Source organism: Campylobacter concisus (assembly GCF_003048875.2).
Taxonomy (GTDB): Bacteria; Campylobacterota; Campylobacteria; order Campylobacterales; family Campylobacteraceae; genus Campylobacter_A; species Campylobacter_A concisus_AU.
Window position 1 is genome coordinate 1,479,589 of record NZ_CP049264.1, and the last position, 25,828, is coordinate 1,505,416.

Annotated in this window: 29 protein-coding genes and 1 pseudogene; 2 read left to right on the forward strand and 28 right to left on the reverse strand. The window is 38.8% G+C overall.

Annotated elements, in window-relative coordinates:
- Positions 1-18 precede the first annotated feature (18 nt).
- From CVT07_RS07375 to obgE, 27 genes and pseudogenes are all read right to left on the reverse strand, one after another.
- Positions 19-1,200 carry a Cj0814 family flagellar-dependent secreted protein gene (locus CVT07_RS07375; protein WP_107937388.1) on the reverse strand — a complete coding sequence of 394 codons (1,182 nt, stop codon included), beginning with the start codon at positions 1,198-1,200 and terminating at the stop codon, positions 19-21.
- Positions 1,201-1,269: 69 nt separating this feature from the next.
- Positions 1,270-2,073: pseudogene (locus tag CVT07_RS07380) on the reverse strand (Cj0814 family flagellar-dependent secreted protein); the annotation flags it as partial.
- A 12-nt stretch (positions 2,074-2,085) separates the two neighbouring features.
- Positions 2,086-2,373 carry a hypothetical protein gene (locus CVT07_RS07385; protein ID WP_196375715.1) on the reverse strand — a complete coding sequence of 96 codons (288 nt, stop codon included), beginning with the start codon at positions 2,371-2,373 and terminating at the stop codon, positions 2,086-2,088.
- A gap of 135 nt (positions 2,374-2,508) precedes the next feature.
- Complete coding sequence (locus tag CVT07_RS07390) at positions 2,509-3,267, reverse strand: tRNA 2-thiocytidine biosynthesis TtcA family protein (protein WP_103597313.1); 759 nt, start codon at positions 3,265-3,267, stop codon at positions 2,509-2,511.
- Entirely contained in the window at positions 3,264-3,947 is a 684-nt protein-coding gene (locus tag CVT07_RS07395) for a 5'-methylthioadenosine/adenosylhomocysteine nucleosidase (RefSeq protein WP_021084954.1), read from the reverse strand. The genes CVT07_RS07390 and CVT07_RS07395 overlap by 4 nt, the downstream gene beginning before the upstream one ends.
- A complete protein-coding gene (gene fabD / locus CVT07_RS07400) occupies positions 3,944-4,873 on the reverse strand; it encodes an ACP S-malonyltransferase (protein WP_107937386.1) in 930 nt (309 codons plus the stop codon). Before fabD ends, CVT07_RS07395 begins: the two co-directional genes overlap by 4 nt.
- 9 nt (positions 4,874-4,882) lie before the next feature.
- Positions 4,883-5,467, reverse strand: a complete 585-nt coding sequence (locus tag CVT07_RS07405; RefSeq protein ID WP_223154902.1) for an FKBP-type peptidyl-prolyl cis-trans isomerase — start codon at positions 5,465-5,467, stop codon at positions 4,883-4,885.
- Between the two features lie 55 nt (positions 5,468-5,522).
- Positions 5,523-6,365, reverse strand: a complete 843-nt coding sequence (locus tag CVT07_RS07410) for a tetratricopeptide repeat protein (protein ID WP_021086867.1) — start codon at positions 6,363-6,365, stop codon at positions 5,523-5,525.
- Between the two features lie 13 nt (positions 6,366-6,378).
- On the reverse strand, positions 6,379-6,885 hold the full coding sequence (locus CVT07_RS07415; protein ID WP_107937384.1) for an OmpA family protein: 507 nt from the start codon (positions 6,883-6,885) through the stop codon (positions 6,379-6,381).
- Positions 6,886-6,949: 64 nt separating this feature from the next.
- The gene (tolB, locus tag CVT07_RS07420; protein ID WP_009294339.1) at positions 6,950-8,206 is read right to left on the reverse strand and encodes a Tol-Pal system protein TolB; all 1,257 of its coding nucleotides are present in this window, start codon (positions 8,204-8,206) and stop codon (positions 6,950-6,952) included.
- A 24-nt stretch (positions 8,207-8,230) separates the two neighbouring features.
- Positions 8,231-9,178 carry a TonB C-terminal domain-containing protein gene (locus CVT07_RS07425; RefSeq protein WP_103613481.1) on the reverse strand — a complete coding sequence of 316 codons (948 nt, stop codon included), beginning with the start codon at positions 9,176-9,178 and terminating at the stop codon, positions 8,231-8,233.
- A gap of 1 nt (position 9,179) precedes the next feature.
- Positions 9,180-9,578: a biopolymer transporter ExbD gene (locus tag CVT07_RS07430; protein WP_002939405.1), complete on the reverse strand. Its 399-nt coding sequence runs from the start codon at positions 9,576-9,578 to the stop codon at positions 9,180-9,182.
- Positions 9,579-10,163 carry a MotA/TolQ/ExbB proton channel family protein gene (locus tag CVT07_RS07435; RefSeq protein ID WP_051282749.1) on the reverse strand — a complete coding sequence of 195 codons (585 nt, stop codon included), beginning with the start codon at positions 10,161-10,163 and terminating at the stop codon, positions 9,579-9,581.
- Positions 10,164-10,553: an ATP synthase F1 subunit epsilon gene (gene atpC / locus CVT07_RS07440; protein WP_002939398.1), complete on the reverse strand. Its 390-nt coding sequence runs from the start codon at positions 10,551-10,553 to the stop codon at positions 10,164-10,166.
- Between the two features lie 18 nt (positions 10,554-10,571).
- Positions 10,572-11,969 carry a F0F1 ATP synthase subunit beta gene (gene atpD / locus CVT07_RS07445; protein WP_002939420.1) on the reverse strand — a complete coding sequence of 466 codons (1,398 nt, stop codon included), beginning with the start codon at positions 11,967-11,969 and terminating at the stop codon, positions 10,572-10,574.
- Between the two features lie 11 nt (positions 11,970-11,980).
- Positions 11,981-12,868: an ATP synthase F1 subunit gamma gene (gene atpG, locus CVT07_RS07450; protein ID WP_002939426.1), complete on the reverse strand. Its 888-nt coding sequence runs from the start codon at positions 12,866-12,868 to the stop codon at positions 11,981-11,983.
- Positions 12,869-12,877: 9 nt separating this feature from the next.
- Entirely contained in the window at positions 12,878-14,395 is a 1,518-nt protein-coding gene (gene atpA, locus CVT07_RS07455; protein ID WP_107937382.1) for a F0F1 ATP synthase subunit alpha, read from the reverse strand.
- 14 nt (positions 14,396-14,409) lie between these two features.
- Entirely contained in the window at positions 14,410-14,940 is a 531-nt protein-coding gene (locus tag CVT07_RS07460) for a F0F1 ATP synthase subunit delta (protein WP_107937380.1), read from the reverse strand.
- Positions 14,940-15,452 carry a F0F1 ATP synthase subunit B gene (locus tag CVT07_RS07465; protein WP_012001332.1) on the reverse strand — a complete coding sequence of 171 codons (513 nt, stop codon included), beginning with the start codon at positions 15,450-15,452 and terminating at the stop codon, positions 14,940-14,942. Before CVT07_RS07465 ends, CVT07_RS07460 begins: the two co-directional genes overlap by 1 nt.
- Before the next feature lie 9 nt (positions 15,453-15,461).
- Positions 15,462-15,884 (reverse strand): FoF1 ATP synthase subunit B', encoded by a 423-nt coding sequence (locus tag CVT07_RS07470; protein ID WP_009294346.1) that lies wholly within the window; start codon positions 15,882-15,884, stop codon positions 15,462-15,464.
- A 95-nt stretch (positions 15,885-15,979) separates the two neighbouring features.
- Complete coding sequence (locus tag CVT07_RS07475; RefSeq protein WP_009294347.1) at positions 15,980-16,840, reverse strand: ParB/RepB/Spo0J family partition protein; 861 nt, start codon at positions 16,838-16,840, stop codon at positions 15,980-15,982.
- 15 nt (positions 16,841-16,855) lie between these two features.
- Positions 16,856-17,638, reverse strand: coding sequence for a ParA family protein (locus CVT07_RS07480; RefSeq protein ID WP_002939402.1), 783 nt, complete (start codon positions 17,636-17,638; stop codon positions 16,856-16,858).
- Entirely contained in the window at positions 17,635-18,270 is a 636-nt protein-coding gene (locus CVT07_RS07485; protein ID WP_107937378.1) for a biotin--[acetyl-CoA-carboxylase] ligase, read from the reverse strand. The genes CVT07_RS07480 and CVT07_RS07485 overlap by 4 nt, the downstream gene beginning before the upstream one ends.
- A 1-nt stretch (position 18,271) precedes the next feature.
- The gene (gene thiD / locus CVT07_RS07490; protein WP_107937376.1) at positions 18,272-19,060 is read right to left on the reverse strand and encodes a bifunctional hydroxymethylpyrimidine kinase/phosphomethylpyrimidine kinase; all 789 of its coding nucleotides are present in this window, start codon (positions 19,058-19,060) and stop codon (positions 18,272-18,274) included.
- Positions 19,061-19,076: 16 nt separating this feature from the next.
- Positions 19,077-19,982 (reverse strand): methionyl-tRNA formyltransferase, encoded by a 906-nt coding sequence (gene fmt, locus CVT07_RS07495; protein ID WP_107937374.1) that lies wholly within the window; start codon positions 19,980-19,982, stop codon positions 19,077-19,079.
- A 16-nt stretch (positions 19,983-19,998) separates the two neighbouring features.
- Entirely contained in the window at positions 19,999-20,334 is a 336-nt protein-coding gene (locus CVT07_RS07500; protein ID WP_107937372.1) for a GDP-mannose dehydrogenase, read from the reverse strand.
- A 46-nt stretch (positions 20,335-20,380) separates the two neighbouring features.
- Entirely contained in the window at positions 20,381-21,439 is a 1,059-nt protein-coding gene (gene obgE / locus CVT07_RS07505; protein ID WP_107937370.1) for a GTPase ObgE, read from the reverse strand.
- A gap of 175 nt (positions 21,440-21,614) precedes the next feature.
- On the opposite strand from obgE, the gene polA reads away from it, so the two are divergent.
- Both polA and CVT07_RS07515 read left to right on the forward strand, forming a co-directional pair.
- On the forward strand, positions 21,615-24,251 hold the full coding sequence (gene polA / locus CVT07_RS07510) for a DNA polymerase I (protein ID WP_107937368.1): 2,637 nt from the start codon (positions 21,615-21,617) through the stop codon (positions 24,249-24,251).
- A 23-nt stretch (positions 24,252-24,274) separates the two neighbouring features.
- Positions 24,275-25,084 (forward strand): DUF2971 domain-containing protein, encoded by an 810-nt coding sequence (locus CVT07_RS07515; RefSeq protein ID WP_107937366.1) that lies wholly within the window; start codon positions 24,275-24,277, stop codon positions 25,082-25,084.
- 254 nt (positions 25,085-25,338) lie between these two features.
- On the opposite strand, the gene CVT07_RS07520 is transcribed toward CVT07_RS07515, so the two are convergent.
- Positions 25,339-25,638: a fumarate hydratase C-terminal domain-containing protein gene (locus CVT07_RS07520; protein WP_230855695.1), complete on the reverse strand. Its 300-nt coding sequence runs from the start codon at positions 25,636-25,638 to the stop codon at positions 25,339-25,341.
- Between the last annotated feature and the right edge of the window lie 190 nt (positions 25,639-25,828).

The window sequence follows — 25,828 nt, forward strand, 5'->3', positions numbered from 1 at the left end:
CCTTAGTTTCTTTTAAATTTACGCCTTTATATCAACATCTCTTTTTATACCAAGCATATCTACTAGATATTTTCCAGCTGGGTTTTCATTTAGCTCTTTTACTAAATTTAAAGGTGGCATGCTAAATTTCAAAAAGCTATCCATAAAATCCTTGCTCTTTTTACCATCTTTGTCTATCTCACCAAAGAGTAGCTTTAGCATTTTGAGATTATGCTCCATCATCTTTTTAAATGAGAGTTCGTCTTCTTCATATCCCCTACGTCTATCTTCAGGAGTGCTGACAAAGCCACTTTGCAAGTCGATATAGACAAAGTCTCTTTTAGATCTGATGTAGTCTTGCATATATTTAGGCATACCTGCTATGTCATTATCAGTAGCATTTATAAAGCCAGGTCCAAATTTCATCTCGCCCATAAGCTCGAACAGCTCAAATGCTCTATTAAATTCTTTACTATCTATGCTCTTATCATAGCCTTCTCTTTTGCCTTGTACTGTTGTCTCGCCCTCTTTCACATCAAGGTTATTGTTTATAACGGCTGCTATAAGTCCGCCTTTGGTTATAGAGCCGTCTTTATTAGTGTATTTCTCTCCATGCGGATCCATAAAAACACCAATGACCGTGTTTTCTTTGCCACCATTGTTGTTGTTAAAGATATCTGTTGTTGGCTTTAGTGGCTGCCTGCCATCTCCGCCATCAAAGCTTGGATTGAAAAAGAGCGTGCTTATCATAGATTTGCTGGAATCTTTGCCGTTAAAATCAGCCGCAGCCGAGCCAAATTCATGAATGGAGTTATGGATCTTGGTTACTTGCATACTTTGGCGGTTATACTCAAAGCCTTGTGGGAAATTTCTTATCTCATCTAAGCTAAAGCTATCTTTTGAATTTAGCGTGTCTTCGCCAACTACTTGGGAGAGAATTTTATAGGCATTATTTACGGTTTTTAGTATGTCGATGCTGTCAAAAACCCTTTGCATATAGTCAGGCTGCGTCTCTATCCTGACTAACGACTCCAGCGTGCTTGAGTGAATTTTATATTCACTTGGGATGCCAGCTTGTTTATTAAACTCATCTGTAAAGTAGCCATCTTTATCTACCTTGTAGCCTAAAATCTCTGAGCTGGTTTGGTTGGTGGCAACTTTGGTTGATACCTTTATGTTCTGTTCTAAATTTAATGGGTAGCTACCAAGTGTGTTTATCATCTAATATCCTTTTAGCTTCATGCTAAAGATATCGTCTTTTTTGTAAAAAGTTTTACCTAGTAAATTTAGCTACTTTTGCCTGCCTAGGGCGTAAATTTGATTTAGCTCGTTAAAAGCTAAATTTATATTATCTTCGCTTGGCTTTACGGTGCTATTTTTTAGTAGCTCAAGCACTAAATTTTTAAAATTTTCTCTATCTTCTGCTAGCTTTTTAAGAGTAGCCACATCGCTTAAGCTTTTGCTTCTATGATCTTTGGTCTGGGCGGCGATGAAAGCGTTGTTTAGCAAGACTTCAGGCTTTAGCGCAGTCTCTCCGCCCTCTAGGATCGCAGGACTTTCTGACTTTAAAAAGCTAATAAACAAAGCCTCTTTTTTATAACCAGACTCCGTTTTATAGTAAGAGAGGTCTGGGCTAAAGCCACCAGTGTTTTTCTGCTCTAAATTTGCAAAATTTAGCTTTTTGAGGTTCGTTTTTATGCCTAGCTTTGTTAGATCTTCGCTTAAATTTGATGCGAGCTTCATTTCATCTTCGCTACTAAAGATGTTTGTCACGACCTCGTTTTTGCGACTATTTAAAAAGTCAATATTTGATCTATCGCTCAAATCTGCGTTAAAATCGATGCCTTTCATCCCTTGCGAGATGTAGCCTTTTGGCAAATTTGCTAGGTCGCTATCTGTAAAACTATCTTTGTTTAAACTTTTGCCCATTACCTGAGAAAAAATGGCGTAATACTGACCTATCGTGTTTGCAATGTCGAGATTTTCAAAGACGTCATTGTCAAAAAGTTTGCCGCTTGCGTTGCTGTAAAGGACGCTATTTATGTTATTTTGCTTTGTTGCGAAGTTTAGAAACTCTTTTATCGTGCTTTTGTGAAGCTTAAAGTCCTATGGCAAGCCAGCTGCTTTATTAAAGCTAGCATCCATAAAGCCAGCCTTGTCGCTTTGATAGCCAAGCTCATTTTTATCTTTAAATTTCACGCTATAAATGCTTTGCTGTGTATCTTTTGTAAGCTCAAGTCTTTGTAAATTTTGTGCAATGTCTTTTGTTTTTTCATTATTTGCAAGAGCGTTTTGAAATTTGGCACTTTCAGCCTGCTCTTTTTGAAGTTTCCTTGCTTTTGCCTCAGTAGCTACTGAGCTATACTTTTGCGTGCTAACACTAAAAATGCTCATTTTTCATCCTTGCTTATCAAATTTATATTTAGTAAGCAAAGGACGTTCCTACTTAAAAATGAGTTTTACTTTTTGGGTGGTTGTAAGAAATTTGGTTTTAAATTTAGCTTTAAGGGCATAAATGAAGAGTTAAATTTACTCTTCACTGCCTTCGTTGATACCAAAAAATGTATCTGTGTGGATGTTTTCAAATGCTGCTTTAAGCGATGTAAAGAGCTTTGGATTTTCTTTCTCTAAATTTGCTAGAAGCTGCTTGGTCTCATATCTAGCGTGTGGCATCTTCACATCAAATCTCATCGCAGGACACGCCTCATCACCAACAACTCTTAGCTCATTTTTGATCGCATTTTCGCGAAGCTGTCTCTCACGCACAAAGATAAATGGCCTGATCACGACGATTCCATTTTTTGCTCTGTATTTTGGAGCAAGCGTCCTTAGCGCGCCATTGTATGTAAAATTCATAAAAAAGCTCTCCGCCGCATCGTCCAAGTGGTGAGCGATCGCGAGCTTGTTAAAGCCGTGCTTTAGCGCATAGGTGTAAAGATATCCTCTTCTCATGCGCGAGAAAAAGCTGCAAAAGCTAGAATTTTTGCGGATCTTCTCCTTTGATATCTCAAATATCGAGCTGTCGATCACCTCGTGCTCTATGCCATGCTCGTTGCAGTGCTTGGTAAGATATGCGTAGTCTTCGCCCATGCCGTAGCTTAGCGTCACCGCCTTAAACTCAAATTTCTCAGGCGTGACATTTTGGATGTGCTTTAGCACGTGAGCGAGTGCGAGACTATCTTTGCCGCCGCTAAGGCCAAGCAAGATCTTATCCCCGCCCTCTATCATCTTGTATCTAGCATTTGTCTGGCCAACTTGCCTAAGCAGTCTCTTGCTAAGCTCTATCATAAGCTCTCCACCATTTCTAGGATAAATTTAGCGCTGACGTTTGCTGAGTCTTGTAAAAATTTATCAAAGTCAAATTCAGCCTCATTGCCAGCTCCGTCGCTGATGGCTCTAAGGATGAAAAATGGCACGCCAAGCGTTTCACAAACTAGCGCAACACTCGCACCCTCCATCTCGGTAGCACTCGCGTTAAATATCTTTTTGATCCACTCTTTTTTCTCGTTGTCACAGATGAACTGATCACCAGTTGCGATGATGCCTGAATTTAAGCTCATGCCCTTTTTGCTAGCGACATTTTTAGCTAGCTCATTTAGTCCCTCATCGCTCTTAACGAAGATACTTGTCCCTGGCACAAAGCCGTATGGATGACCAAACGCTGTGATGTCAAGGTCGTGCTGCACAAGGCTAGTGGCATATAGCATATCGCCTATCTTTAAGCTCTCATCAAGTGAGCCAGCAACACCAGTAAAAAGCAGTTTTGAAGCCTTAAATTTCTCTATCATCAAGGTCGCGGTGATCGCCGCATTTACCTTGCCGATCTTCGAGTAGGCGATGACTAGGTCTTTGCCTTTGTAGTTTGCCTCGTAAAATTTATTATTTGCATATTCGGTAGTTTTATACTCGCCAACCATCTCAAGGATCGGCGTTATCTCCTCTTGCATCGCTCCAAGTATCGCTATCATCTCTCCTCCAAAATCTTCACAACCTCTTCAAGGCTCGCCATGTCAGTGACGCTATATGTCGGTTTTTCAGTGATCTTTTTGTTTATGCCTTTAAGTGTCGCAGCACCTAGCTCGATAAAGCAATCAACCTCGTTTTCGTAGTTTTTGATGCTTTGTTTATAGCGAACTGGATGCGTTAGCTGCTCTTTTAAAAGCACTAGCGCTTCGTTTTTATCAGTGTAAATTTTTGCATTTACATTTGAAACGACTTGGGCAAAATTCGCAGCCAAAACGCCCTCAAGCTCGTTTGCTAGTTTCACGCTAGCTGGCTCAAGTATCGGGCAGTGGCTAGCTACTGACATATTTAAAAGCATCGCTCTTTTTGCACCTGCTTCTTTAAATTTTGCCTCATATTTAGCAAGGTCAGCTCTCACACCAGCTACAACTATCTGACCATCGCAGTTGTAGTTCGCAGCGTAAATTTGCAAGCCCTCATCCTGTGCTTCTTTACAAATCCCCTCAACGACTTCATCGCTAAGTCCAAGCACCACCATCATGCCAGCATCTTTGCCAACGCAGGCTTCTTGCATAAATTTACCACGTAAATTTACAAGCCTAATCGCTTCAACAAAGCTAAACGCACCACTAACTGCAAGGGCTGTAAATTCTCCTAGAGAGTGACCTAGGCTAAACTCTGGCTTAGCTTTTATGCCCTCGCTAAAAGCTAGATAGCTCATAAGAGAGTTTAAAACGATGGCAGGCTGAGTAAATTCTGTCTTATCTAGCTTGTCATTTTGCGTAAATAAAAGCTCCTCAAAATCAATGCCTGTGTCGTTGCAAGCGTCATTTAATAGAAGTTTTGCCGAAGAGAAATTTTCATAAAAATCTTTCCCCATGCCAACACTTTGCGAGCCTTGACCCGCAAAAATAAAAGCAAATTTCTTCATTTTGGCTTCTTAGTGGTGGTGATGTCCGTGACCACCGCAACCGCAACCACCTTCGCCGTGCCCATGGCCGCCGCAGCACTCATGCTCGTGATCATGATCATGTCCTCCACAACCGCAAGTGTGAGCGCCTGCCACCATGCCAGTTGCTTTTTCATCTTCAGTTGCGTCTCTAACTTCTAAAATTTCAACATTAAATAGCAAATCTTTGCCAGCATATGGGTGATTAAAATCAACTGTTACTTCGTCATCTTTGATCTCTTTAACGATGACGCGAACGCTTGAGCCATCTTCATTTTGACCAAAAAGCTCCATGCCTTCATGTAGGTCTATACCAGCAAATTGCTCTTTTGGAAGTGATTGAATGGCATCTTTATTGTATTCGCCACAACCCTCAGCTGCTTTGATATTTATAGTAGCCTTGTCGCCTGATTTTAATTTGCTAACTTCTTCTTCAAGCTTTTCTATAATGTGGCCATGTCCTGTAATAAAAGAAATTTGACCACCTTCTTGCATATTAGACTCTAAAATTTCGCCAGTATTAGCGTCTTTTAGCTCATAAAACATTGTTATAACTTGATCTTTACTCACAATAATCTCCTTGGAATTTAGTTTTGATTAATGTGAGATTATATCTAAAAAAGAGTAAATTTTAGTTTCTGTTGGGAGCGGCTTTGGCTTCTTTGCTATCTGGATAGCCTACTTTTAAAGCCTTATAAAACCTATTTGCACTTTGAGTATCACCGATCTTATCAAAGCTTATAGCTGTGTGATACAAAAGTTTTGGAGTGTAGTCAGCTTTATCTTCACTTTGTATACTTTTTTTATAGTATTGTATGGCTGTACTGTATGATTTTTGACTATAAGCAACTTCACCTAGATAATAATTTGAAGCACCAGTTTTATAGCCTTTTTTATTTAAATATTCAAAATATTCAGCTGCTTCTGTGCTATTGCCAGAATTTAAAAGTTTAATGCCATCAGCTAAAACATCTTTGTCGCTTTTGCCACTAAAATTTGAAGTTGGCTTATTTTGTTGTTTTGGATTTGCATTTTGCTTTGGTTGAGCAGCATTTTTATCCATTATTGCACCTAATTTATTTAAGGCAGCAGTAATATTTTTATAGTTTTTATCTTGTATATCTCTAGTCTCATCAACATAAGCTTTTAATGATGTCAAACTTACACCAGAATCGCTTATACCACCATTGACTTTGGTTTCGATATCATTCATTCTTTGCTCAAGCTTGTTCATTCTAGCACTCATACTCTCGATCAAGCTTTGCAAACCTTGAAGTTGTTCTGAAACATTATCCATGTTTTCTTCAATATTTTGAACGCTTCTTTTGTTGCTTAGAGTTGCCTTTTCATCATCTGTTAGTCCATATGGATTTGCACTATCCATATTACCTGCGTCAAATGCTGAAACTTCTTGAGCTGAACCTATAGAGAAAGCGGCTCCAAGAAGAGCCGCAATGATTATTTTTTTATTCATTATTACTTACAGATTAAGGAAGTACTTTGAAATCTGCACGTCTGTTTTGAGCGTCGCAAGCTTTTGTTTTATCTGTACAAACTGGGTTGCTTTCGCCAAAGCTTACTACAGCGATTCTATCAGCGTTAACGCCATTTCTTACAAGAGCGTCTTTAGCACTTTTAGCACGTTTTAGACCAAGAGCATAGTTATACTCATCTGTACCCCACTCGTCGCAGTTACCTTCTACTTTTATAGAAAGAGCTTGAGCGTCAGCTTGGTTGAATACTGATGCATTTGAGCTAACAACACCTTGTTGGTCAGCTTTGATATTAAATTTATCAAAGTCAAAGTATACACTTTTAACTTGGCTCTCGATGTTAGCGATAAGAGCTGCTAATCTATCAGCATCACTCATGCTACCTGAGTTATCTGCAGATTGATTTGAATTTGCATTCATATCAACTTCAGGGTTTTTAGAGCTACAACCGCTCAACAATAAAGTTGCAACTGCAACACTTGCTAGAACTACTTTTTTCATTCCATATCCTTTTTGAAAAATTTGGTCGAATTATAACATATTTTTTTTAAATATTACCAGAATATTACCAATCAATAGATTGAATTTTACCTACTTTTAGTGGAAATTGGAAACTTCTGTTCTCATTTAATCTAACAACGCCAAGTGAGCTTTGACCGCCAAGTTCTTTGATAAAAACAACACTTTGACCATCACTTGAAAATCTTGGGTAGTTGTTTTTACCATTTGCTGTAAGCTGACGGATAAAATCTGTTTGAGTTGAGATTAGATAGATGTTAAAGCCACCACTAGCCTCTCTACTTGAATAAACTACATAGTTTTCAAAAGTGCTTACTGAGTTATTGTTTTTGCCATGAAACACCATTTGCTCAACACTTCCGCCTGAAGTTGCAGGTGTTGCAAAGATATTTGGATACCCAAGTCTATCTGAAACAAAAACTATTCTGCTGTCATTATCTACGAAATTTCCATTTACATCAATGCCTGGATAGTTTGTGATCTGAGTTAATTTTTTGCTACCTGTATTATAGATGAAAATATCTGGTTGATCTTTTGGAGCCATGGTTAATAGAATTTTACTTCCATCTTTACTAACATCAGATGCTATAAGCATACCCATACTATCTATTATCTTTGTTTTAGTGCCTGAATTTAGGTCATATCTAAACAAAGTTGGCCTGTTATTTACATAAGATGTATAGTAAAATTTACTCTGATCAGCGCCTGCCCATTTAGGGAAGATGTTTAGACCACCGCTTACGATTGTTTTTTGATATGTAAGTGTGTAGTCAGCCACTATAATAGAGCTTTGGCGAGCTGAAGTGTATTTTGCTAGGATGATAAATTTCTCCATCCAGCCAACTGGTGGTAAATTTAGCTCATTTGTTAGCTCAACTATACTTTTGTGTGCCAAAAACGGATACTTTGCACCATCTGGCATGTTATAGACTCTCTCATACCTTGTAGTTGCAGTCTTTGCATCGATGAGTTTTACTCTTAAAGTAAGAGGTGAGCCCATAGAACCCTCAAGAGCATATCTAAAGATAAGCTCAACACCTTTGTCGCTCATTGTATTTGTAGCTGCTGTTCCCTCGTAAGTTGAAGGCACGTGATCTTCGATAACCTCAAAGTCTGAACTAACTTTCAAGTCGCCTAGCATGATCTTAAAGAATTTATCTTTAAAGCCCGCATCACTAACAGCTGTAGTTGCATCTTGCAAAGCTATCTTTGGCAAAGCAACACCTTGGTTTATAACAGATATGGTCGCATCAGCAGCATAAAGCCCTAGAGCAACGCACAAAAAAAGAAAAATTTTCTTCATCTCTACTCCGTAAATTTATAAATTTTAGTTTATTTTATCTTCTAAATTTAAATTAAAAGTAGTACTTTTGTCTGGATTAAATGGAAATTTCTCTGCAGTAAGCTTTTCCAGGCACTCTCTAACCTTTGCATTAAACTCTTCATTATATGATAGCTCTAAAATTTCATAGCTAAAATTTCCACTCTGATCTATCATGACTTTTACTTTGGCAAGATTTGCAGAGTCAGCTTTATAGCTTTGCCATCTTCTTTGAATTTGCTTTGTTATGGCTCCCATCAATGGATCATAAGTGCCAGTCATTTGCGATTTTGGTGCAGTTGGGTTTTGATCTATCTTTAAACTCTTGATGATGTCGCTAGCCTCTTTTGCAGCTTTTGAGCTAGAAGCCTCGCTTTTTTTGCGGCTTTGTACTTTATTTTCAGCCTTTTTTATACCATCGTCTTTTTTAAGCTTAGTCGAGTCTATGTCGCTAAAGAGATCTTTTATATTTGGCTCTTTTGGTTTTGGCTTTTCAACTGGCTTTGGCGTAGGTTTAGGCTCAGGTTTTGTCTCTGGCTTGACATCCTCTTTAGGCTCTTCACTAGGTTTTGGGATTTCAGGCTTTGGTTCTGGTTTCTTAGGCTCAGGCTTTGGCTCTTCTTTTGGAGGAGTTGGCAAGCTTGGGGTTGGTAATGGCTCATCTGGCACAACAGGTTTATTTGTAGTCTCTTGTTTATCTTCATCTGACTCTTTTTTAGGTTCTGGTTTTGTCTCTTTTACGACCTCTTTTGCTTGTTTTGGCGCTTTTATGGTTTGATCGACTTCTCTATCAACCATAACTACGTCCATAATAGCATCTTTGTCATCAGTATATTTTTTAGGAGGTTCGCTAAAAAAAGTAAGCTTTATAAACAAAGCAAGCACAATGATAATGTAAATGCAAAACGCTACAAAAAATGAACTAAGCGTTGGAAATTTAACTTTATTAGGCATATTAACCGTTTGTCTCTAAAGCTACTTTATTAAAACCAGCACCTTTTAAAGTCTTTAATACAAACATAACATCATCGTATTTTAAATTTTTATCAGCCTTTATGTATATAGGCGAGGTTTTATCGTATTTTGCACTCATTAGTGCAATGTTATCTGGAAGTTCAGCAAGGCTCATTGTACTTTGATCTATTCTAACTTGTCCTTGTGCATTTATAGAGACTATAAGATCTTTTTGCTTAGACGTAGATGTTTTTGCCTTTGAGCCATCTGGCAATGTTATATCTTCTTGATATGTTATAGTTGGCATTGTAACCATTAAAATAGCCAACAAAACAAGCATGATATCAACAAGAGGCGTTATGTTCAACTCTGGTGTTTCGTCGTCAAATTTAAGAGCCATCTATAACGTCTCGTCATCTTTTTTAAGTGCTATCATAACGTCAGCTTGACGCTCGATAACGCTCATTAATTCGTAAGCTTTTCTTTTTATAAGCAAGTTAAATGTATATGCTGGGATCGCAACAAAAATTCCGCATCCAGTAGCGACAAGCGCTTCAGAGATAGCTGGGGCTATAACTCCAAGAGATGAGCCTGTACCATTTCCTAGCTGTGAAAATGTCTCCAAGATAGATACGACTGTTCCAAAAAGACCGATAAATGGAGAAGTAGAAGCTATTACGCTAAGCCATGTAAGCCCACTTGTAGCATTCTTTTCGGCAATGCTTATGCAAACATTTAGCTTTTCTTTCGAAATTCTACCACTTGCACATTTCTTTAAAGATGAGTCATTTGGTATATTTTTAGCACCCATAAGCAATGCTTCAAGTGCATTTTGCTCACGTTTTTGCCAAGCTCCTATACCAGCCATTCTTGAAAAAAGAATTGTAAAACTAACTATAAAATATATTGACAACCAAGTTAAAACTATAATTGTAATAAAACTACTTCTTTGAATGTAATTTAAAAATATATCTATTCCGCCCACTTATCTTGCTCTCACTACATTTTCCATTTTTGATATAGTTGCTGCAAAAGCATTTGTATCACTGCTCATACTCTCTATCAAATTTCTAGCAGCTTCTAATGAATTTGCAAGCTCGCTTTCACTATTGCCAGAGACATAGACCGCACCGTCAGCTAGTATAACTACTTTGCCTTCGTCGATCTTTGCATAGCCCCAGTTGATAGCAACTACATCATGCTTTTTATGCTTATCTTCTATATCTATAATACCTGCTTTTAAAAGAGATATTAATGAGGCGTGGTTTGGCAAAACACCAAACTCACCCTCGCTACCTGGAAGCACTACACTACTCACGTCATCATTAAATATCTGACCTTGAGGAGTTACGATCTCTAAATGTAATTTATCCATTACGCTTCCTTTTTAAATTTAAGCCTTAAGTTTCTCAGCTTTAGCTAAAGCCTCATCTATATTTCCAACCATATAAAATGCTGCTTCTGGTAGATGATCATATTTGCCTTCTAAAATTCCCTTAAAGCCAGCGATATTTTCGTCAAGACTTACATATTTACCAGGGCTGCCTGTAAATACTTCAGCAACGAAGAATGGCTGAGATAAAAATCTCTCTATCTTTCTTGCTCTATCAACTGTTAGCTTATCTTCTTCGCTAAGCTCGTCCATACCAAGGATAGCGATGATATCTTGAAGGTCTTTATATTTTTGAAGCACAGCTTGAACGCCGCGAGCTACCTTATAGTGATCTGCTCCTAAAATTTGAGGATCGAGCATTCTTGAAGTTGAATCAAGCGGATCAACAGCTGGATAGATACCTTTTTCTGCAATCGATCTGTTAAGAACTGTCGTGGCATCGAGGTGAGCAAAAACAGTTGCAGGAGCTGGGTCTGTAAGGTCGTCAGCTGGAACATAAACAGCTTGAACAGACGTGATTGAGCCTTTTTTAGTTGATGTAATTCTCTCTTGGAATTTGCCCATCTCACTTGCAAGAGTTGGCTGATAACCAACAGCTGATGGGATACGTCCAAGTAGAGCTGACATCTCTGCACCTGATTGAGAGAAACGGAAGATGTTATCGATAAACATCAAAACGTCAAGTCCCATCTCATCACGGAAGTACTCAGCCATTGTAAGACCAGTTAGTGCGATACGGTTTCTTGCTCCTGGTGGCTCGTTCATTTGGCCATAGCACAAGGCAACTTTATCCAAAACGTTACTTTCTTTCATTTCGTGATAAAGGTCATTTCCTTCACGAGTTCTCTCACCAACGCCTGCAAATACAGAGTAACCGCTATGTTTAAACGCAACGTTGTGGATAAGCTCCATAATAATAACCGTTTTACCAACACCAGCACCACCAAATAGACCAACTTTACCACCCTTTGCATAAGGAGCTAGAAGATCAACTACCTTGATACCAGTTTCGAAAATTTCACTCTTTGTGCTTTGCTCTTCAAATGGAGGAGGATCGCGGTGGATAGACCAGTGCTTATCAAAATTTATACCCTCGCCTTCGTCGATCAAATCGCCAACTACGTTAAAAATTCTACCCAAAACTTTTTCGCCAACTGGCACACTTATAGGTGCGCCAAGCGCTTTAGCCTCTAAGCCACGAGTTAAACCTTCACTCATATCCATAGCGATCGTTCTAACTCTATTATCACCTAGGTGAGCAGCAACTTCTAATATTAGTTTATGTTTCTTGCCCTCAACCTCAAAGAAAACTTCGATAGCTTCATTGATCTTCGGCAAGTAGTCATTAAAGTCAACATCGACCACAGGGCCCATAACTTGACTAATAACACCCTTCATTCATACTCCTTTTATTTCATTGATTCAACACCACTGATGATCTCGATAAGCTCAGTGGTAATAGACTCTTGTCTTGCTTTATTGTAAGCAAGATTTAACTGTTTGACGCGTTGTTTAGCATTGTTTGTTGCATTATCCATAGCTTGCATTCTAGCACTGTGCTCAGCCGCCAAAGAATCAACTAAAGCATAATACATACTATACTCAAAATATTTATTGAGCAATTCATCCATAATCTTAGTATAGTTGTCCTCTGGCTCAAATTCCATCAAAGAATTTGTCTCAACCGCAACTATCTTAGACGGCTCAATAGGCACAATATCATTTACTCTAATCTCTTGAGAAATCATATTTTTATAGCCATTGTGTATTAGCACAACCTTATCTGTTATGCCGTTTGTAAAATCATCAATAGCATCTTTTATGATTTTTTGAGCTTTTTCATATGTAGGTGATGAGCTAGCTCCAACGTAAGTCTCGAGTAGTTCAACGCCTTGGAAATTGAAAAATTCAATGCCTTTTTTACCAACAGCTCTTAGTCTAACTTTGATCTTTTTGGCTTTTAGCTCATCGATCATGCGCCTAACTGTCTTTATAGTCTGGACATTAAAGCCACCGCAAAGCCCTTTATCAGCGGTAACAAATATAATATCAACCTTTTCTACACTTTTTGTTGTGTTGAAAAATTTACTCTCAGTCATAACTGAAGCGTATTGATTGATCTTATAAGCTATCTCTGATAAAACCTCATTGATCTTAAGTGCGTAAACTCTAGAGTAGCGTGCAGCCTCTTCAGCTTTACGAAGCTTTGCTGTAGAGACAAGCTTCATCGCACGCGTCGTCTTTTGAGTGTTCTGGACGCTCTTGATCTTTCGTTTTATATCTTTTAAATTTGACATATCTTAGCCCTAGTTAGCGGCAAAAGTCGCTTTAAAATCTTTCAACGCTTTATGTAAAATTTCTTCTACTTCTTTATCAAGAACTTTTTTAGTTCTGATCTGCTCAAAAATTTCAGGGTATTTTGCCTCGATATATGGATATAGCTCTGCTTCAAATTTTGTTACATTTGCAGTCGCAACGTCATCTAAATAACCCTTAGCACCAGCAAATATAATAACTACTTGATTCTCAACTGGAAGCGGAGAATATGGAGATTGTTTTAGTACTTCAACCATCTTTTGACCACGCTCTAGTTGTTTTCTTGAGCTCTCGTCAAGGTCGCTTGCAAACTGAGCAAAAGCTTGTAGTTCACGGTACTGAGCAAGGTCTAGTCTTAGTGTGCCAGAAACTTGTTTGATAGCTTTGATCTGAGCTGCACCACCGACACGAGAAACAGAAAGACCGACGTTGATCGCTGGGCGGATACCTGAGTTAAATAGGTCGCTCTCAAGGAAAATTTGACCATCTGTAATAGAAATAACGTTTGTTGGAATATAAGCTGAAACGTCGCCTGCTTGAGTCTCGATAATAGGCAGAGCTGTTAAAGATCCAGCACCTAGTGCGTCATTTAGCTTACTTGCTCTTTCTAGAAGTCTTGAGTGAAGGTAGAAAACGTCACCTGGGTAAGCTTCACGACCTGGTGGTCTTCTTAGGATCAAAGACATCTCACGGTAAGCAACCGCGTGTTTTGACAAGTCATCATAGATGATTAGCGCGTGGCGAGAGTTATCTCTAAAGTATTCACCCATTGTTACGCCAGCGTATGGTGCAAGGTATTGAAGCGCAGCTGCGTCACTAGCACCAGCATTTACAACTATCGTATAATCCATAGCGCCATATTCTTCAAGTTTTTTAACGACTTGAGCAACGGTTGATTGTTTTTGACCGATAGCTACGTAGATACAAATGACATCTTGACCTTTTTGGTTGATGATAGTATCGATAGCAACTGTTGTTTTACCAGTTTGGCGGTCGCCGATGATCAGCTCTCTTTGGCCTCTACCGATTGGCACAAGTGCGTCGATAGCTTTGATACCTGTTTGAAGTGGCTCATGAACGCTTTTTCTAGCCATGATACCTTTTGCTTTTTCTTCGACGAAGCGAGATTCAGTAGCTTCGATTGGACCTTTTGCATCGATTGGCTCACCGAGTGAATTTACAACACGGCCGATCAATGCGTCGCCAACTGGCACACGTAGAAGTTTTTTAAGTCTTTTTACAGAGCTTCCTTCTGTAATACCGCTAGTTTTTCCAAGGATAACTATACCAACACTGCTCTCTTCAAGGTTAAGAGCCATACCCTTTTCGCCGCTTTCAAACTCTACCATCTCACCAGCCATAACGTTTTTCAAACCATAAACGTTAGCAACGCCATCAGCGACTGAGATGACTTTACCGGTCTCTTCTACATCAACACTTAAATCAAAATTTTCAATACGCTCTTTGATTATCGTGCTAATTTCGTCAGCTTTAATTTTTGCACTCACGCTTTCACTCCTTTTTAAATTGCTTTTAATATATATTCACTCATTTGACTTTTTAGTCTGTCGATAGAGAAATTTACCTCGACACCTAAATCATCTAACTCAACTTTTACACCGTTGTAATCGCTCTTTGAGCCATCAAGCTTGATCTTAGAGTCAAATTTCTTAGAGAAATTCTCTTCTAAAGCTTTTAGCTGCTCAGCGCTTAGATCAAAATTTCCAACAACCTCGCCGCGATATGTATTTTCAAGTAAAGATTGCTCTATCTTCATCTCATCTAGTATCGCAGGTATGAGCTCTAGTCTTTTGTTCGCACCAAGAAGCTTTATAAAATTTGCAAATTTAACATCTTGATTTTTAACCAAAGATAATACAAATTCAACCTTTTGTGAAGCCTTTAATGTCGGCAAACTTATAATGCTTTTAAATTTATCGCTAGCAAAAGCAGCAGCTAGCTCTGATAAATTTTCAACAAATACATTAAGTTCATTAGACTTTACGTCGCTTAAGATCGCCTTTACGTATTTTTTAGCTACTACTTCATTCATTAGCTAACCTTTTTAAGTATGATATTTACAAGCTCTTTTTGATCGACTTTTAGGCTATCACTTGAGAAAATGTCGCTCAAAATTTCATTTACAACGCCTTTTGTCATCTTGCGCTCTTCAAATTCTTTTTGCTCTTTGTAGCCTTTTTCGATATTTGCGATATCGTTTTGAGCCTCTTTTTTAACTTTAGCAGCTAAATTTACAGCCTCTTTTTTCGCAGTTTCGATTAGAGCATTTGCATTTTGCTTAGCCTCTTCTACACGCTTTAAAACATCATCTTTTTTAGCTTTTGACTCACGAAGTTTCTCTTGGATACTCTCAAGCTTATTTGCGATCCTGTCGATCCTGCTTTGATAAAGAGCTTTTAGTGGTTTAGCAGCAAAATAGACCAAAATAGCAAAGAAAAGTAAGAAGTTTAGCGTTCTCTCGACTATGTCGTAGTTTGTTCCACCATGCTCGCTAGCATATGCTAGAAACGGAAGTGCTAGAAAAAATAAAATTTTTATCTTCATAAATTTCCTTTAAATTTTAGAGAGCTTAGCGTTTAAAGCTGCTCTAAGCTCAGGTAGTTTAGCTGATAGATCTGCCTTTAGGCTATCTTTTTGAGAGCTTAAAGCATTTAAAAACTCATTATAATCAGCCTCTAAACTACTTTTTACCGCATTTATCTCTTTTAAAGACTCTTCTTTTGCCAAATTTAAGGCCTCTTGTCTTATTTTGTTAGCCTCAGATCTTGCATTTTGTATGATCTCTTCGATCTCTTTTTCATGAACGCTTAAGTCGCTTGCATTTTTGCTAGTGCTCTCTTCGTCATTTTTTATAGAGGCATTTCTGTCATCTATAAATTTAAGCATTGGCTTGTATAGCAAAGGATTTAAAATGGCGATCAAGACAAAGAGAACGATAGCCGTTAAAAGCATCAATGGCACATCTATTTCTAACATCCACTCTCCTTATTTTGTTATTAAGTTTTATTTAATATTCAAATCAAAGTCTGATTTTACAATAAAATACTAAAAATAAAAATAAATTTGTAATTCTATTTTAGCTTAGCGATAAATTCTTCTACCTGTGAAATGTCGCTAAATTCTAATATTAAATTTTTAGATTTTACTTTCGTCTTTATCTTTAAATTTTTAAAAATTTCTTGTAAATTTGATAATTTTTTGCTCATTTCCTCTGAAATTTGAGGCTTTGGCTCTTTTACTTCTTCTTTATTTTTTATCTTTTTTACTAAAATTTCTGTATCTCTGACGCTCAGCTTTTGTCCGATGATCGTATCAACAACCATTCTTTCTTCTTCGCTACTAAGTCCTACGATGACTTTAGCGTGACCTTGCGTGAGCTTATCTTCTTGCAAAAGTCTTTGCGTGTAGTCGCTAAGCAGCAAAAGTCTCATCGTATTTGTTATCTGAGTTCTGCTCTTGTGTATGATGTTTGCTAGGCCATCTTGCGTGATCTTATACTCGTTTATAAGCTCTTTATATGACTTTGCAAGTTCGATTGGATTTAAATTTTCACGTTGTATATTTTCGATAAGAGCAAGCTCTCTTAAATTTTGAGACTTAATATCAGCGATGATCGCTTTTATCTTGCTTGCTCCCAGCATCTTTGTAGCGCGGTATCTACGCTCACCAGCTATTAGCATATAGCCGTCATCTTTTTTGATGACGATTATTGGTTGTATGAGACCGTGCCTTTTGATGCTAGCACTTAGCTCTTTTAAAGCCTCTTCGTCAAAATGCGTCCTTGGCTGGTAAGGGTTTGGTAAAATTTCATCTATATTTATCTCTTCGACTATCTCAGAGTCGTTTAAATTTGCGATCTCTTTGCTGTAGGCCTGCTCTACATCTTCAAGTATCGCGCTAAGTCCGCGCCCTAATCCACCTTTTTTCGCCATTTTTTTCCTTATTTTTTAGTTTAAAATACAATATGCCAAATTTTGATATGCGATCGAGCCTGGTGATTTTATATCATAAAGTATCACTGGCTTGCCAAAACTTGGGCTTTCAGCAAGTTTGACGTTTCTTGGAACGACTACAAATTCCTCTTTGCCGTCCTTGCTTTTAAAGAGCTTATTTTCAAAATGCTGCTTTAAATTTGCAATTGTCTCTTTTGAGAGATTGTTTTGTGAGCTAAACATAGTCGGTAAAAAGCCCTTTATATTTAGCTTTGGATTTATCGTTTTTTTGATGATCTTGACTGTGTTTAGGATCTGTGCCAAGCCCTCAAGTGCGTAAAATTCGCACTGGATCGGGATGATCACACTATCGCTTGCACTAAGAGCATTTATCGTGATGCTGCCAAGTGCTGGAGGACTATCGATGATGATAAAATCATAGTCATCTACAACTTCTGAAATTTTGTTTTTAAGGATTAGTTTATAGTCTTTGCTTTGATCGTTAAATTCTTGCTCGATGCCGACAAGTCCGATGTTTGACGGAGCTAGAAAAAGCGTTGGGATCTCAGTTTTTAGCACGATTTGTGAGAGCTTTTTCCTATCTGTTAAGACATGATAGATGTTAAACTCGTAGTCGCTTCTGCTAAAACCAAGTCCGGTCGTCGCGTTTGCCTGTGGATCGATGTCTATTAATAATACTTTTTTCTCAGCAACCGCCAGTGATGCGGCTAAATTTACGGCCGTTGTGGTCTTGCCAACGCCGCCTTTTTGGTTAGCTATTGTTATTATCTCGCTCATCTTAAAGAATATACCTTTTCCCCGTTTAATAATATCGCTCCATCCTCGCAAATTTCAGCATCCTGAAGCGAAACAGCTCTATTTGCAATATGCGTAATAAAACTTTTTGACTTGCAAAAGTCTATCCTAAATTTGCTAAAAATTGGCTTCCATAAAATCTTTTTATCAAGCATGCTAACAAAGCCCCAAACTAGCTCATCTACGCTAGCTTTTATATCCAAAATGCTCGCGTTTTCGGGCGCGCTAGCTAAATTTATCCCCATGCCGCAGATGTAAATTTCATCCACTTTATTTGTCAAAGTGCCGCCTATTTTACGCTCGTCCACGTAAAAATCATTTGGCCATTTCAGCCAGCACTTTGAGCCAAGTTCGCTCAAGACTTCACGCATCAGCATAGAAAAATATATCGAGATCGAGGGCGGAGGTATGTCGCTTGGCAGCTCATCTTCGCTTATGCAAAATGACATAAACAAATTTCCGCCAAGCCCCTCCCAGCTGTTGCCGCGGCTGCCGACCCCTTTTGTTTGATTGTACGCCACGACCATGTGCGGTGGCTTTATCTCGCCGTTTTTTAGGGCTTCTATCAAAAATTCCTGCGTCGAAGGCAGACTTTGAAAAAACTCTACTTGCAAATCACACCTTAAATTTATAGAAGTGATTTACTGGATTTTGTCCGCCGCCGATGATGACCGCGTTTTTGATAGCGTTAAAGATATAATCATGCGCGTTTTTCACGCTCTCTTTTAGACTAAGCCCGTTTGCTAAATTTGAAGCGATCGCGCTTGATAGCGAGCAGCCTGAGCCATGTGTCGCAGTCGTTTTTATGCGCTCGTCGCTAAAAATTTCATATTCCTTGCCATCATAAAATATATCAAGCGACTTGCCTTCTATCTCGCCACACTTTAGATAGACGCTCTTTGTGCCAAATTTCAAAAGCTCCTTGCAAGCCTCTTTTAGCTCGCTCTCGCCCTTTAGCTCACGCTTTAAAATTTCGCGCGCTTCAAAGATATTTGGTGTGATCACACTTGCAAGCGGGAAAAGCTCCTCTACGATCGCGTCTTTTGCAGCGCCCTCTAGCCAGATGTCGCCATTTTTACAGCTCATAACAGGATCAAGCACGACTGGTGGTAAATTTTTGATCTCTCTTAGCGTTTTTGCGACGCTTTTGATGATCTCAACGCTTGGGACAACGCCTATTTTTATCACATCAACTCTTATATCATCAAATATCGCTTTTATCTGATCCTCGATGAGCTTTGGCTCAACTAACTGCATGCCAAAGATGCCCTTTGTATTTTGAGCAGTGACCGCCGTGATCGCTCCCATCGCATATACGCCGTGTGCTATAAATACCTTTATATCAGCTAAAACTCCAGCTCCGCCACTTGGATCAACCCCTGCTATACTTAACGCATTTTTCATAACCTCTCCTTTAAATTTATTTTAATTCATCGCCGACGCTAAGGCGCTTACCATTTATATATGCTTTTGCGTTTGTTGGCTTTTTGCTTGGCTCTTGAAGCTCGTAAATTTTGACCGCACCACCCTTGCAAGCAACCACGACGTGGTCCTTTTCTATGCTTAAAATTTCTCCGCTTTTGCCACTTTTTTCACTTAGCTCAAGCGATAAAATTTTTAGTCCGCTTGCCAGATAAAGCCCTGGCCAAGGTGTGAGCGCACGAAATTTATTATAAATTTGCCCAGCCTCTTCATCAAAGCTAAAAAGTCCGTCGCTCTTGCTTATCTTTTTGCAGTGCGTGGCCTTGCTCTCATCTTGCTTTTGTGGCTTTAAATTTTCAAAATTTTTAAGCACTTTTACGATTAGCTCGCCACCAAGCTCGCCTAGCTCACTAAAAAGCTCGCTTGACATCTTGCTCTCGCAAGGCGTATAGATGAAGTCTAGCATATCACCAGTATCAAGGCCAGCGTCCATTAACATAGCTGTGACGCCAGTTTGCTTCTCGCCTGCTAGGATCGCGCTTTGAATGGGGCTAGCACCTCTATACTTTGGCAAGATCGAAGCGTGTAAATTTATACAAGTCGCCACGTCAAGCACGCTCTTAGGCAAAATTTTGCCATAAGCTGCCACAACGATAAATTTAGGATCAAATGCCTTTAGCTCGGCAACCACCGCCTCATCTTTTAGTGTATTTGGTGTAAAGACTGGCACGCCTACTAGCTCGTTTTGCGCGTAAATTTTGACCTCGCTTGGAGTTAAAATTTGCTTTCTGCCAACTGGCTTATCAGGCTGGGTAAAGACCGCTTTTATATTAAAGCCAGCTTCTTTTAGGTGCCTAAGTATCCTAACGGCATAGTCAGGCGTCCCCATAAAAACTATATTCATCACTTTCCTTTAAATTTCAACGACTTTTATTTTGATCTATGTTTTTGCTGCTTGGCGGCCAAGAGGCGCATGGATCTTTCTGCCAACTAATCTTTTGCAATACTAAATTTCTTAGCTCATTAACGCTAACTTTGCCACTACGATCAAGATCCAGCCTTTTAAATTCATCACTAGTGCATAGATCTGGTGCTATTTTTAGCATTGGTGGCGCCTTGCACGCCACCCACTCATCTAAATTTAGCATGCCGTCGCGATCTATGTCATTAAAATCCAAAAACATATATATTGGATCCGCTGGATCACAGCTATATGCACCAAGGCAAAATAACATAATGCAAAAAATTTTCTTCATTTTATCTTCTTAAATTTCTAAGTTCAAAGCACTAAAAATTCGCAACTCAAAGCTCTTTTTTTAGCAGCTCAAGCAGTGCAAATTTAAGCTCGTCGATGTTCTCGTTTGTCGCTGATGAGATTGGCAAAACAAAGTATGGTTTTTTCGCATCAAAGCTGTATAGGTCTTGCTTATAGACAAATTTACCAACTTGATTTGGCTCTAAATTTATACTTTTCATAAATTCTTTTATATTTTCATCTAAATTTTCAGCCGCATCGACTCTGGTGACAGCGATAGCATAGTCCCTGCTAGCAAGCACACTTGAAAATTTAGCCACCTCCTCTTTTAGCACGCTAAACTGCTCGCTCATGCTTCTGTAGTTTGCACTATCTATCATGAAAAGTAAAATTTTATTTCTCTCGATATGCTTTAGAAACTGCACGCCAAGGCCGCGTCCATCACTTGCTCCCTCGATGATGCCAGGAATGTCAGCCATGACAAAGCCGCTAAACTCATCGACTTCAACAAGTCCGAGCTTTGGCGTAAGCGTGGTAAATTCGTAGTTTGCGATCTGTGGCTTGGCGTTTGAGACGGCTGAGATAAGGGTTGATTTGCCGACATTTGGAAAGCCAACAAGGCCCACGTCAGCTATCAGTTTTAGCTCGAGCCTGACCTCTACGCTCTCTTCTGGCATGCCCTTTTGAGCGTATTCTGGAGCTTGGTTGATAGAGTTTTTAAAGTGAAAATTTCCAAGTCCGCCCTTGCCACCTTTTAAAAATAGCGTCCTTTGCCCCTCATTTACCATATCGCAAAGCAGCTCGTTTGTCTGCGCGTCATAGACCGCCGTTCCTGGTGGCACGATAAGCTCTAGGCTCTCACCCTTTTTGCCAGTCATTCTTTTGCCCATGCCAGCTTCGCCGTCGCTTGCTCTCATCGCCTTTTTGCCCTTGTAGTTTGCTAGTGTGTGAGTGTTGTTGTCGCAGACAAAATAGACATCTCCGCCGTCACCGCCGTCACCGCCGTCTGGGCCGCCTAAAATGACGTGCTTTTCGCGGCGAAAGCTTACTGCACCAGCACCGCCATGCCCTGAGCTTAGGGTTAATTTCACGCTATCTATAAACATTTTTTACCTTAAATTTATCTATTTTTTAGTTTGAATTTTAGGCGAGATTATATCTTTTAAATGATTAAAATTTGTTTTGCGTTTAAAATCTCACTTTGCTTTTAGCATCTGATAAATTTATAAAATCAGCCAAATTTTTGCCTAAATTTCATAAAATGGCACAAAAGGATAGAGAATGAAAACACTTACGATTATTGATACTTTTGGCTTCTTTTTTAGGCTTTACTACGCTATGAGCGGGCTTAAAAACAGAGATGGCAAACCAAGTGGCATGATAAGTGGCTTTGCAAATTTCATAGCGAGCCTAAAAGATGAGTACCAAAGCGACTACCTCATCTTCGCACTTGATAGCAAGGGCAAGACCCTGCGCCATGAAATTTTGGGCGAATACAAGGCAAACAGGAGCGAGCCGCCAGCTCAGCTAAAAGAGCAGCTGCCAGTTTGTATAGATATGATAGAAAAAATGGGACTTTACAGCCTTAGCCGCGAGGGCTACGAGGCCGATGATATCATCGCAAGTGCGGTTAAATTTTGCAAAGATAAAGATATATTTGTGCGAATAGTCACGCATGATAAGGACCTTTACCAGCTCATAGAAGACGGCAAAGTGAGCATCTACAGCCCACAAAGCAAGATCGACCACGATAGCGCTAGCTGCTTTGAAAAGTATGGCGTCTATCCAGCTCAGGTGAGGGACTTTTTAGCCATCGCAGGAGACAGCTCAGATAACATCCCAGGCGTAAAAGGTATCGGCGCAGTGGGAGCTAAGAAGCTTTTAGCTGAGTATGGTAGCTTAGAGGGAATTTATGAAAATTTAGCCCTCATTAGAAACGAGCGCACCAAAAATATGCTTGCAGCTGCAAGGGACGAGGCGTTTTTGAGCAAAAAACTAGCCACGCTCTTTGATGACGCGATCACTTCGCTTGATCTTGAGCAGTCCAAATTTCCAGAGCAAAATCCTTTGATAAACATCTCAGAAATTTTAAAAGAATACGATCTAAACAGGCTTCTTAAGAGCTTGCAAAAAGAGGAAAATGCTGAATTTAAGCTTGGCTTTAGAGCAAATTTACTACTTGATGAGGCAAGCATCGAAAAGCTGCTCTCTAGCGTCACGCCAGAGACCATCGTCGCCTTTGACACCGAGACCACGGGCGTTGATAGCAAGAGCGCAAAGATCGTTGGTTTTAGCTTTTGCTTTAACGACGAGGACGCCTACTACGTGCCAGTGGCTCACAACTACTTAGGCGCGCCAAAGCAAATAGACCTAAAATTTGCCACTTGGGCGGTAGGGCAAATTTATAAAGGTTGCGTGATCGGACAAAATTTAAAATATGACTTTGAGATCGTGAAAAATAACCTTGGGCTCAATCCCCCAGCAAATTTCAAAGACACGATGATACTTGCTTGGCTTAGCGATCCAAACTCAAGTGTCGGCATGGACGCGCTGGCAAAGAGGCTATATGACTACGACACTATCAAATTTGAAGATGTGGTTAAAAAGGGGCAGACTTTTGGCGATGTGCCACTAGAAAATGCCGCTAAATACGCGAGTGAGGACGCTTGGATAACGCTTAAATTTTATAAAACTTTTCAAAACACGCTTGATAAAAATTTACTCGCCCTTGCCTATACGCACGAGTTTCCTTTTATCCTCACGCTCTTTGACATGGAGCAAAACGGCATCAAGATAAATGAAGCTAAGATGCAAAAGCTCATCCTTGAAAACGATACCAAACTAAAGGCGCTAACAAGTGAAATTTACGAGCTAAGCGGCGAAAATTTCAACATAAACTCCGTAAAACAACTTGGCGTCATACTTTTTGAGCACCTAAAGCTTCCTACCAAAAAGAAGACAAAAACAGGATATAGCACCGATGAGAGCGTGCTAGCTGAGCTTACGGACGCTCATCCAGTGATAGAGAAAATTTTAGCTTACAGAGAGCTATATAAACTGCAAAGCACCTACTGCGAGCCACTTTTAGCACTTGCGAAAAAGGATGAGGGCTCGCGAATTTACACGAGCTTTTTGCAAACTGGCACGAGCACTGGCAGGCTTTCAAGCAAAAATCCAAATTTACAAAATATCCCAGCTCGTGGCAGCCTCGCAAAGGATGTCAGAGAGTGCTTTGAGGCGCGTGAGGGGTATAGTTTTGTGGGGCTTGATTACAGCCAGATCGAGCTTAGACTGCTAGCTCACTTTAGCCGTGATCCTGCACTACTTGAAGCGTTTAAAAATGACGAGGATATCCACGCAAGGACGGCTATTAGTATATTTGGTAGCAGTGACGGGCAAAATAGAGCCGTGGCAAAGAGCATAAATTTTGGCCTAATTTACGGCATGGGCTCAAGCAAGCTGGCAAATCAAGTAAATATCACAAGAGTCGAGGCAAAAGAGTATATAGAGCGCTATTTTAAGGCGTTTGAGACGATCAAAGAGTTTTTAGAGGGCATAAAAATTTCAGCCAAAAACGATGGCTTTGTGCAGACACTACTTGGCAGAAAGCGCTACTTTGACTTTAAAAGCGCTACGCCTATGCAAATAGCGATGTTTGAGCGCGAAGCGGTAAATACGGTCTTTCAAGGCTCTGCAGCAGATCTAGTTAAGATGGCGATGGTAAAAGTTAGAGCAAATTTAGATGAAAAAGCGAGTATGTTGCTTCAGATACACGACGAGCTGATCTTTGAAGTAAAAGACGAATTTGCGCAGGAATTTGGCAAAACGACACAAAAGACGATGGAGGAAATTTACACGTTAAATGTGCCACTTAAAACATCGCTAAATATCGCCAAAAACTGGGGCGAGTTGAAGTAGATTTGCAATAAGCAGGAGAATATATGTTTAAAGATATAAATATAGATAATCTAGTAGATGCTGTCATGAAAAAAAATAATATGAAAAATATCCCTTTGCAAAAATATTATAAATTAAGGTGGTTCTTGGATGCTTTAAAAAAAGATAGATTTACATTTCAGAAACCATCGAATTGGAGTGATCCTTTTGAAGATTTTATATCAAAGTTAGTAAATCATTCATGTTATGTTTACGCAAATAAATTAAATATTTCTGATGGATTTTATGCAATGTCTACCATTAGAAAGAAAAGCGAATGTTATGCTATGTGGAAAAATTTTGCAGATTCAAATGGTGTGTTAATTTATACTTCTTCTAAAAAAATAGTTAAATCAATGATTAAATCTGTTCTAGATAATAAAGCTTGGTTAAAAGACAGAAATTTTATAGATATCGTGAATCAATTGTCTGGAGTAATAAAAATAAAAAAAGTTCAGTATTTTTCAGATAAAAAGATTGCAGACCATTTTAAGAGCACTACAGGCGAACCTCAATTTGATTATTATAATTTAACTTTTAAGACGCTATCTATAAAAAAGAAGGAGTACGAGTATGAGTCCGAATATAGAGTTTTTTTTGTGCCAGAGCTTCTTAAAATTAAAGAGGAAAAATTTTTACATACTGGATATTTCAAAGAAGCCATAGACAAAATCATTCTTTCACCTGTGGCAACTGATTTGCGCGTTAGAAGGTTAAATAGTATCTTAACTAAAAGATATGATTTCAAGAAAGACAATATTGAAAAATCTCACTTATATGACATTGAGTATTTTAAAAAGAAATATAACTTGTAAAATTATATATCATAATTAATGTAGAAGTTTTATAAAGTCTATATATAATCAATTTTTACATTTTACATATTTTTTACTACAAAATTCTTTTTTAGGTGATATTAAATTTGTAAATTAGTACTAAGTAAAGGCTTAGTACTAATTTACAAAAATTTTCATGTGTTCTTTTGTTAGCCTACATCTGAGCCTATCCAAAAGCTCTTAAATAGGCAACATAGAACAAAAAATTAAAAACCAAAGTCCGCCGCATTTAACTACTTTATAAACCCAATCTGCGGTAAATTTTCAGCAAATGCCTCGTCTTTTTTCTCGTTAAATTTGACCTTATTTTGCTCAAAAAAGTTGTTTCCGTGTGCATCTATCGAGACTATTAATAAGCTAAACTCCTTCACGCGACACTTCCAAAGAACCTCTGGCATCCCAAGCTCCGTCCAGTCAGCACTCTCGATCTCCTCAACCTGCGTCGCATCCACTACCCAACCTACTCTTCTTTTTTGGCTAAACTCATCTTTTTTTATAGGCAAATTTATAGCTTCTTTAGCATCTTCTTTCAAATTTATCCTTTTAAATTTATCTCGCAGATTTTAACACAGATAAAAATGCTTCTCAGATTTTAGGATTATATAAAATAAAACTTAAATTTTTTTATTAATAATTTTTAAAAACAAAGCATGAAAATTTAGATTTTATAGTTTATACAAAGTAAAATTTATAAATTTCAAAAGAGTGGTGATGATGCAGAAA

What these genes read in the sequence shown, in the direction of transcription:
- CVT07_RS07385 (WP_196375715.1), bottom strand. Translation starts at nt 2,373, where the DNA reads ATGAGCATTTTTAGTGTTAGCACGCAAAAGTATAGCTCAGTAGCTACT.
- CVT07_RS07465 (WP_012001332.1), bottom strand. Translation starts at nt 15,452, where the DNA reads ATGAAGATAAAAATTTTATTTTTTCTAGCACTTCCGTTTCTAGCATAT.
- CVT07_RS07515 (WP_107937366.1), top strand. Translation starts at nt 24,275, where the DNA reads ATGTTTAAAGATATAAATATAGATAATCTAGTAGATGCTGTCATGAAA.
- atpD (WP_002939420.1), bottom strand. Translation starts at nt 11,969, where the DNA reads ATGAAGGGTGTTATTAGTCAAGTTATGGGCCCTGTGGTCGATGTTGAC.
- thiD (WP_107937376.1), bottom strand. Translation starts at nt 19,060, where the DNA reads ATGAAAAATGCGTTAAGTATAGCAGGGGTTGATCCAAGTGGCGGAGCT.
- polA (WP_107937368.1), top strand. Translation starts at nt 21,615, where the DNA reads ATGAAAACACTTACGATTATTGATACTTTTGGCTTCTTTTTTAGGCTT.
- atpC (WP_002939398.1), bottom strand. Translation starts at nt 10,553, where the DNA reads ATGGATAAATTACATTTAGAGATCGTAACTCCTCAAGGTCAGATATTT.
- CVT07_RS07500 (WP_107937372.1), bottom strand. Translation starts at nt 20,334, where the DNA reads ATGAAGAAAATTTTTTGCATTATGTTATTTTGCCTTGGTGCATATAGC.
- CVT07_RS07395 (WP_021084954.1), bottom strand. Translation starts at nt 3,947, where the DNA reads ATGATAGCGATACTTGGAGCGATGCAAGAGGAGATAACGCCGATCCTT.
- fmt (WP_107937374.1), bottom strand. Translation starts at nt 19,982, where the DNA reads ATGAATATAGTTTTTATGGGGACGCCTGACTATGCCGTTAGGATACTT.
- CVT07_RS07480 (WP_002939402.1), bottom strand. Translation starts at nt 17,638, where the DNA reads ATGAGCGAGATAATAACAATAGCTAACCAAAAAGGCGGCGTTGGCAAG.
- obgE (WP_107937370.1), bottom strand. Translation starts at nt 21,439, where the DNA reads ATGTTTATAGATAGCGTGAAATTAACCCTAAGCTCAGGGCATGGCGGT.
- CVT07_RS07415 (WP_107937384.1), bottom strand. Translation starts at nt 6,885, where the DNA reads ATGAAAAAAGTAGTTCTAGCAAGTGTTGCAGTTGCAACTTTATTGTTG.
- CVT07_RS07425 (WP_103613481.1), bottom strand. Translation starts at nt 9,178, where the DNA reads ATGCCTAATAAAGTTAAATTTCCAACGCTTAGTTCATTTTTTGTAGCG.
- CVT07_RS07390 (WP_103597313.1), bottom strand. Translation starts at nt 3,267, where the DNA reads ATGATAGAGCTTAGCAAGAGACTGCTTAGGCAAGTTGGCCAGACAAAT.
- CVT07_RS07410 (WP_021086867.1), bottom strand. Translation starts at nt 6,365, where the DNA reads ATGAATAAAAAAATAATCATTGCGGCTCTTCTTGGAGCCGCTTTCTCT.
- CVT07_RS07460 (WP_107937380.1), bottom strand. Translation starts at nt 14,940, where the DNA reads ATGAATGAAGTAGTAGCTAAAAAATACGTAAAGGCGATCTTAAGCGAC.
- CVT07_RS07430 (WP_002939405.1), bottom strand. Translation starts at nt 9,578, where the DNA reads ATGGCTCTTAAATTTGACGACGAAACACCAGAGTTGAACATAACGCCT.
- tolB (WP_009294339.1), bottom strand. Translation starts at nt 8,206, where the DNA reads ATGAAGAAAATTTTTCTTTTTTTGTGCGTTGCTCTAGGGCTTTATGCT.
- CVT07_RS07470 (WP_009294346.1), bottom strand. Translation starts at nt 15,884, where the DNA reads ATGTTAGAAATAGATGTGCCATTGATGCTTTTAACGGCTATCGTTCTC.
- CVT07_RS07475 (WP_009294347.1), bottom strand. Translation starts at nt 16,840, where the DNA reads ATGGCGAAAAAAGGTGGATTAGGGCGCGGACTTAGCGCGATACTTGAA.
- CVT07_RS07375 (WP_107937388.1), bottom strand. Translation starts at nt 1,200, where the DNA reads ATGATAAACACACTTGGTAGCTACCCATTAAATTTAGAACAGAACATA.
- atpG (WP_002939426.1), bottom strand. Translation starts at nt 12,868, where the DNA reads ATGTCAAATTTAAAAGATATAAAACGAAAGATCAAGAGCGTCCAGAAC.
- fabD (WP_107937386.1), bottom strand. Translation starts at nt 4,873, where the DNA reads ATGAAGAAATTTGCTTTTATTTTTGCGGGTCAAGGCTCGCAAAGTGTT.